A 6,876-nucleotide genomic window follows, 5' to 3' on the forward strand; every position below is an offset into this window, starting at 1 on the left:
GTCGTGTTCATGCCGGTGACGACGCCGCAGCAGAAGATCGACAAGACCAGGCTGTTCGGCGGCGATTTCATCGAGATCAGACTGGTCGGCGATTTCTTCGACGATTGCTATCGCGCTGCCCTGGAATTCACCGACAGTTCCGGCGCCCATATGGTGCCGCCTTTCGATCACAAGGACATCATCGAGGGCCAGGCAACCGTCGCCTACGAGATCGCGGACCAGATGCCGGGCGCCCGCATGCCCGATATCGTCATGCTGCCGGTCGGCGGTGGCGGACTTGCCGCGGGCGTCACCCACTATTTCGCCGATCAGGGCAGGGAAGCACACTTCGTCTTCTGCGAACCGGCAGGCGCGCCGAGCCTGCGCGAGAGCCTCGCAGCGGGGAAACGGCTCAAGCTCGCCAAGGTCGACAATTTCGTCGATGGCGCCGCGGTGGCCGAGATCGGCCGCGAGCCGTTGCGTCATCTCAAGGATTTTCCGGCCGACACGGTGCGGCTGATCCCGGAAAACAGGCTCTGCGCCACCATGATCGAGATGCTCAACGTCGAAGGCGTCGTGCTGGAGCCGGCCGGCGCGCTGGCGATCGATGCGCTCAAGGATTTCTCCAAGAAGGAGATCAGGGGCAAGACGATCGTTGCCGTGGTTTCGGGCGGCAATTTCGATTTCGAGCGGCTGCCGGACGTCAAGGAACGGGCGTTGCGCTTCGAGGGTCTGAAGAAATACTTCATCATCCGTTTTCCGCAGCGGCCGGGCGCGCTGCGCGATTTCCTCGAACTGCTCGGACCCGACGACGACATCGCCCGTTTCGAATATCTGAAGAAATCGGCGCGCAATTTTGGTTCGGTGCTGATCGGCATCGAAACCAGGGACCGTCGCAATTTCGATCTGCTCAAGGCGAAGTTCGAGGCCGAGGGCGTTCAGTATCAGGACATCACCGACAACGAGACACTGGCCGGGTTCATCATATGAGCGATCGAATGGTTGATCCGGGAAAAATCTTCGTCGCGCTGTTTTCCGGCATCAATGTCGGCGGCAACCGCATCGTCAAGATGGCGGAGCTGCGGTCGTTCTTCGAGGGCCTCGGCTTTTCCGACGTCGCCACCTACGTGCAGAGCGGCAATGCCGTGTTCCGGGCGAAGAAAGGCGACGCGGCGGCACTGGCGAACCTGCTCGAAGCAGCCTTCGAGACGAAATGGGGGTTCCATTCGCGCATCATGGTGCGCGATCTCTCCTGGTTCGAGAAGCTGGTGCGCGAAAATCCCTATCCGGAAATTGCCGCGGACCACACGAAGCTGCACGCCTATGTGCTGGAACGCGAGCCGACCGCCGATGAGGTGGCGCGGCTGACCGAAAAGTGCACCGGCCCCGAACGCTTCGAGATCAAGGGCGATGTGCTCTACCTCAGCGCACCGAATGGGCTGGGCAAATCGGTGTTTGCCGGGCTGATCCCGCGCACGCTGAAAGTGCCGGGTACCGCGCGCAATTGGCGCTCGGTGCAGGCGCTGCTGGAGATGGCCGCACACGCCGGTGAGAAGTAGTTGGCTGGCTAGGCGGAAGTTGGTTTCCAGTCGAAGGTCAGTTCTTCGCGGAAAGCAAAGCGCTTGATGTGATCGGCGACAACGCTTTCCAGGCGCTCGATCGATCCTGCTTCGTCAGTCGACACCGTGACATGCAGCGCTGCGGCATCGGCAGCCATGACGGTACGGCCCATTGAGAGATCGATGGTGCCATGGGTGGGATCGAACTCGACCGGGAATTTGTGTGCCCAGTGCTTGCACAACTGCTGCAGGTAGCGGCTGGCATGTTCGGTGGCGACGTCGGCATGGCTGGTCGGCATGAATTCTCCTGGGCAAGCGCCCTTTTGCATGGCTGGGCGCCGGCCAAGCCTGGCGCCTCAGCCAGACAGATAGGCGCCGCCCCTGAAAAACCAAACGGTAGCGGGGCCGTCAGCCTGGCATTGTCCGCTCAAGACAGCGTGATCGGCTACCAGCTTCCGGTGTTCGCCATCGAAGCCCAAGGCTCGGCCTTGGCCTTGGCCGGGCCTTTCTGCAAAAGCTCGATCGAGATGCCGTCCGGCGACTTGACGAAAGCCATGTTGCCGTCGCGCGGCGGCCGGTTGATGATGACGCCATTGTCCATCAGATGCTGGCAGGTGGCGTAGATGTCGTCGACCTCATAAGCGAGGTGGCCGAAATTGCGCCCGCCCTTGTAGTCTTCGGGATCCCAATTGTAGGTCAGTTCGACCAGCGGTGCCTTTTCATTGATGCCGCTCTCCTCGTCTTCCGGTGCGGCGAGGAAGATCAGCGTGAAGCGGCCCTGCTCGTTTTCGTAGCGGCGCACTTCCTTGAGGCCGAGCTTATTGCAGTAGAAGTCGAGCGAGGCATCGACGTCGGCGACGCGGATCATAGTGTGCAGATAGCGCATGTGATTTCCTCGATAAATTGCGTTGCGGCGCAACATAGGGTCGGCCCTGTCAAAGGGCAATCGTGCGGCGGTGCGCAATGCCGGCAAAGAACAAATCCGGTATTGCCCCAATGAACCGTGAAAAAAGGCACGGCAGGTCTTGCACACACCGGAAGCCGCAGTGTTAATCTGTTGGCAAGAATCAGTTGCGGTGTTCTTGAAAAGAGGGGGCATTCTTATGGGGGAAAAGGCCTCTTTCATGGGGCGGGACGGAACCCTTGGCGACGCCTTGCAGCGTGACGAAGGCGGCGACGCTTCTGATCTGCTCGAAGTAGCCGGCGCCATCAAGTGGTTCGATGTGGCCAAGGGTTATGGTTTCATCCTCCCGGATGACGGCATCTCGGGCGACATCCTCCTTCATGTGACATGTCTTCGAAGAGACGGCTTTCAGACGGCGCTGGAAGGCGCACGCGTGGTCTGCCTCGTCAAGCATGGCGAGCGCGGATTGCAGGCCTTCCGTGTGCTCTCCATGGATGTCACCACCGCGGTCCACCCGGCCGAGATGCAGGAGCAGCGCACCCATGTCGCGGTGACGCCGGAGAGCGGTCTCGAACGCGCCTTGGTAAAATGGTTCAACCGCACCAAGGGGTTTGGTTTTCTCACCCGCGGCGAGGGTACCGAGGACATCTTTGTCCATATGGAGACCTTGCGCCGTTACGGTATCACCGAGCTTCGGCCCGGACAGGTCGTGCTGGTTCGTTTCGGGCGCGGCGACAAAGGCCTTATGGCCGCCGAAATTCACCCCGATATGGGGACCTTGCCGGTCTCGCACTAGGGCGTTTCCGGCCGAGGATCTCGAATGGCTTACAGGAACTGGCTGACCGCGGGCGCGATGTGCGCGATTGCCTTCGTCGCCGCCGCCGGTGGTTACTTCTATTCCGAAAAGCCAACCTCGGCGGACAGCCGGGCAATGATCCTTCCGGCCGATCCGGCGCCATTGGTCGTGGTGACGAAAGGCGGTGATCGCTCTTTCTCCATCGAAGTCGCCGACACCGCCGCGGAGCGCGAGGCTGGCTTGATGTATCGCCAGGACATGGCGGACAACCACGGCATGCTGTTTGTCTTCGAGGTCCAGCAGCAGGTTGGCTTCTGGATGCACAACACCCCGATGCCGCTTGATCTGATTTTTGTCGGCCAGGACGGCAAGATCCGGGCGGTCAAGCACGGCGAGCCGCAATCAGACGCCGTCATTTCGCCTGGTGTACCGGTGCGCTTCGTGCTTGAGCTCAAGGCCGGCACTGCCGCCAGGAACGGCATCGAGTATGGCGACCTTTTGCGCCATCCGGCGGTGGGCACGGTGTCCGGCCCCGGCATGCCGCCCGCCGACAATGGCGATGCACCCAATGGCGGTGGCGGTTGAGTGCGCAAGCGGGGTCGCTGATGCAGTTTTTCACCCATGACGGCTTCGATCTTGCTTTCCTCGAGCGCCAGCCGGAATCGGGCGAGGGCGATCCGGTGCTGATGATCCACGGCTTCGCTTCGAGCCACTATGTCAACTGGGTGTCGCCCGGCTGGTTCAAGACGCTGAACGATGCCGGTTACCGCGCCATCACCTTTGACAATCGCGGCCACGGCGCGTCGTCCAAGAGCTATGATGAGGCCGACTATACGCCGGTCAAGATGGCCTCCGATGCCACTGCCTTGCTCGACCATCTCGGCATCGAGCGCGCCCACGTCATGGGTTATTCCATGGGCGCGCGCATCGCGGCGTTCATGGCGCTGTCCGATCCGGACAAGGTGGTGACGCTGGTCTTCGGCGGCCTCGGCATCGGCATGATCGACGGTGTCGGCGATTGGGATCCGATTGCCGACGCGCTGCTTGCCGAAGATCCGGCCGCGACCAGCCATCCGCGCGGCCGGTCGTTTCGCGCCTTCGCCGACCAGACCCGCAGCGATCGCCGTGCCTTGGCGGCTTGCATCGCCAAATCGCGCGAATTGCTGAGCGAGCAGGATGTTGCCCGCATCGCCCAGCCGACGCTGGTCGCAGTCGGCACCACCGACGACATAGGCGGCTCGCCCGATGAGCTTGCAGCGTTGATGCCGAACGCCAGGGCCTTCCACATCGAGGGCCGCGATCATATGCTTGCCGTCGGGGACAAGACCTTCAAGCAGCGCGTGCTGGAGTTCTATGCCGAAAATCCGCTCTGAGCGGAGGGCCCGGGCAGCGAGAAGCAGTGCCGTAGTCGGGGACGAGGCTGCTTGGCATCGTGATAGGCGCCTATCCTGATTGTCCTTAGCCGTTTGCAAGGGCCGCCAGCGATCGCGCAATGTTTTCCCGGGCCTGCGGTTCGAAGCGCTGGCGAAACTCTTGCGTGTGGAAGATATGCGGGCGGGCGAGGAAACTCTTCAAGACCGCACTGCGTCCGGCTCGCCACATCAGCTCCTCCACCCAGTGGTACTCGCGCCGCACGGCGCGCTCATAGGCGTCGAAGGCGTCCGGCGCGGCACCCAGGATCGACAGGTCCATATCCAGGAAAAGACTTGCGTCCCGTGTGGCCGTCGCGCCGTCGAACGGCGGCACCTGGTGCGTGGCGGTGGCGACAATCATTGCCGAGATGCGGTCGAGACGTGAAGGATCTGTGCGGCCCGCCAGCTTTTTTTCGGCAAGGGCGGCACTTTGCGCCTCATTGTCCTTGGCCCTGCTGTCATAGACGGCATCGTGGAACCAGATCGCCGCTTCGATCGCCTCGGGATCGGCCAGCAACCTTCGATAGTCGCCAGCCAGCGCCAGCATCGCCTCGATATGGGCAAGGTTGTGGTAGTGGCGGCCCTGTGCCCGGTAGAGCCCTGAGAGCTCGCTTTTCAGCGCGTCGTCGATCAAGGGTTCGTTTTCCATGGCTGCTTGAATTCCCGCGAACCAAATCCATTTGACAAAGCACTAAGGAAAATTGAGTTCAATCGTGCTATGATCTGGCTTATATGTGCGGCCGGGCAGCAGGCAAGCACAACAGGCAAGCCAGGCAGGACGCAGGACGAGACGGCGATGAACAGCATCAGCATTTCCCGACACAGCGCATTGAAGCCGGTCGATCCGATCTGGCGTTCGATCCGCGACGAGGCCATGGAGGCTGTCAACCGCGACCCGCTGCTCGCTGCATTCCTCTATTCGACCATCCTCAACCAGGACAGCCTGGAAGAAGCAGTCATTCATCGGCTGGCCGAGCGGCTGGCGCACCAGGACATCGGCTCCGATCTCATCCGCCAGACCTTCAAGTCCATGCTGGCCGACGACAAGGAGTGGCCGACGACGGTGCGTGTCGACATCCAGGCCTATTACGATCGCGATCCGGCTTGCGACCGCTTCATCATGCCGGTGCTCTATTTCAAGGGGTTCCACGCCATCCAGACGCATCGGCTGGCGCATTGGCTGTGGAACCAGGGGCGCAAGGATTTCGCGCTCTATCTGCAGAGCCGCTCGTCCTCGGTCTTCCAGACCGACATCAACCCGGCCGCCCGCATTGGCAAGGGCATCTTCATCGACCACGCAACCGGCCTCGTGGTCGGCGAGACCGCGGTCATCGAGGATGACGTGTCGATCCTGCATGGCGTGACGCTGGGCGGCACCGGCAAGGCCGGCGGCGACCGCCACCCCAAGATCCGCTACGGCGTGCTGATCGGCGCCGGCGCCAAGATACTCGGCAACATCGAAATCGGCCATTGCTCGAAGATCGCGGCCGGCTCGGTGGTGCTGTCGCCTGTGCCGCACAACAAGACGGTTGCCGGCGTGCCGGCCCGCGTCGTCGGCGAGACCGGCTGCGATCAGCCGTCGCGCCAGATGGACCAGCTTTTGCCGTCGCAGACGATGGATCAGGTCGTCAGTTTCGACATCTGATTGTCATATGTCCGCTGCCTGAGGCCGTGGGCAGACATGGGCGATTGTTCTCGCCCAAGGTCTTTTGAGATTCAGGTCAGGCCGAGCCGAAATGGTGGGTTCCGAGAACCGGAGCGGAGCGTACGTTTGGGTACGTGAGCACAGTTCTACCGCGACGCGGTAGAACGGGGAAGCGCAGGAAACCGCCATTTGCAGGCCGGCCTCACGTGAATATCAACAGACCTTAATCAGGCCGCTTGCCTTTACATCGCCATTGTCGACGTGCCAGAAGCGCGTTCGAACGAGCAAGCCCGATGATCGGAGAAGACTGTTGAAGCCGGACGAAATCAGAAAGCTGGACGCCTATTTCAAGCGCGTCTTCCAAAACCCCAAGCTTGAGGTCAAGGCGCGGCCGCGCAAGGACGATTCGGCCGAGGTCTATGTCGGCGACGAATTCCTCGGCATCGTCTTCAAGGACGAGGACGACGGCGACTACAATTTTTCGATGGCGATTCTCGACATCGATCTGGCCTGAGCCAGCAAATCTTGCGGTCGGCCGGCTCATGCGGCCGGCCAGCCGGTTCCCTTGAAGCGTTCTTAAC

Annotated in this window: 10 protein-coding genes; 7 read left to right on the top strand and 3 right to left on the bottom strand. The window is 61.7% G+C overall.

All coding sequences use genetic code 11. The features are described 5' to 3' along the window. Both ilvA and ENZ74_RS16615 read left to right on the top strand, forming a co-directional pair. Nucleotides 1–969 (top strand): threonine ammonia-lyase IlvA (gene ilvA / locus ENZ74_RS16610; RefSeq protein ID WP_127312871.1); only part of this gene is annotated, 969 nt, incomplete at its 5' end. Nucleotides 970–977: 8 nt separating this feature from the next. Next, complete coding sequence (locus ENZ74_RS16615) at nucleotides 978–1,538, top strand: DUF1697 domain-containing protein (RefSeq protein ID WP_024503867.1); 561 nt, start codon at nucleotides 978–980, stop codon at nucleotides 1,536–1,538. An 8-nt stretch (nucleotides 1,539–1,546) separates the two neighbouring features. Here ENZ74_RS16615 and ENZ74_RS16620 read toward each other — a convergent pair whose 3' ends face one another. Both ENZ74_RS16620 and gloA read right to left on the bottom strand, forming a co-directional pair. Beyond that, on the bottom strand, nucleotides 1,547–1,837 hold the full coding sequence (locus ENZ74_RS16620) for a DUF2218 domain-containing protein (protein WP_027160411.1): 291 nt from the start codon (nucleotides 1,835–1,837) through the stop codon (nucleotides 1,547–1,549). A 146-nt stretch (nucleotides 1,838–1,983) separates the two neighbouring features. Next, on the bottom strand, nucleotides 1,984–2,424 hold the full coding sequence (gene gloA, locus ENZ74_RS16625; protein WP_013531328.1) for a lactoylglutathione lyase: 441 nt from the start codon (nucleotides 2,422–2,424) through the stop codon (nucleotides 1,984–1,986). Nucleotides 2,425–2,662: 238 nt separating this feature from the next. Between gloA and ENZ74_RS16630 the strand changes: the two genes are divergently transcribed. Genes ENZ74_RS16630 through ENZ74_RS16640 form a run of 3 tightly spaced genes read left to right on the top strand, consistent with a single transcriptional unit; the run spans nucleotide 2,663 to nucleotide 4,611 of the window. Beyond that, on the top strand, nucleotides 2,663–3,238 hold the full coding sequence (locus tag ENZ74_RS16630) for a cold-shock protein (RefSeq protein WP_174564974.1): 576 nt from the start codon (nucleotides 2,663–2,665) through the stop codon (nucleotides 3,236–3,238). Between the two features lie 24 nt (nucleotides 3,239–3,262). Next, nucleotides 3,263–3,823: a DUF192 domain-containing protein gene (locus ENZ74_RS16635; protein WP_013531330.1), complete on the top strand. Its 561-nt coding sequence runs from the start codon at nucleotides 3,263–3,265 to the stop codon at nucleotides 3,821–3,823. 20 nt (nucleotides 3,824–3,843) lie between these two features. Beyond that, on the top strand, nucleotides 3,844–4,611 hold the full coding sequence (locus ENZ74_RS16640) for an alpha/beta hydrolase (RefSeq protein WP_063168102.1): 768 nt from the start codon (nucleotides 3,844–3,846) through the stop codon (nucleotides 4,609–4,611). Nucleotides 4,612–4,696: 85 nt separating this feature from the next. Here ENZ74_RS16640 and ENZ74_RS16645 read toward each other — a convergent pair whose 3' ends face one another. Next, the gene (locus ENZ74_RS16645; protein ID WP_063168101.1) at nucleotides 4,697–5,299 is read right to left on the bottom strand and encodes a hypothetical protein; all 603 of its coding nucleotides are present in this window, start codon (nucleotides 5,297–5,299) and stop codon (nucleotides 4,697–4,699) included. A 147-nt stretch (nucleotides 5,300–5,446) separates the two neighbouring features. On the opposite strand from ENZ74_RS16645, the gene cysE reads away from it, so the two are divergent. Further along, complete coding sequence (gene cysE, locus ENZ74_RS16650; protein WP_013531333.1) at nucleotides 5,447–6,295, top strand: serine O-acetyltransferase; 849 nt, start codon at nucleotides 5,447–5,449, stop codon at nucleotides 6,293–6,295. A gap of 310 nt (nucleotides 6,296–6,605) precedes the next feature. Further along, complete coding sequence (locus ENZ74_RS16655) at nucleotides 6,606–6,809, top strand: DUF3126 family protein (protein ID WP_013531334.1); 204 nt, start codon at nucleotides 6,606–6,608, stop codon at nucleotides 6,807–6,809. Nucleotides 6,810–6,876 lie beyond the last annotated feature (67 nt).

It is taken from the genome of Mesorhizobium sp. M7A.F.Ca.CA.002.15.2.1 (assembly GCF_003998715.1).
Classification (GTDB): domain Bacteria; phylum Pseudomonadota; class Alphaproteobacteria; order Rhizobiales; family Rhizobiaceae; genus Mesorhizobium; species Mesorhizobium ciceri.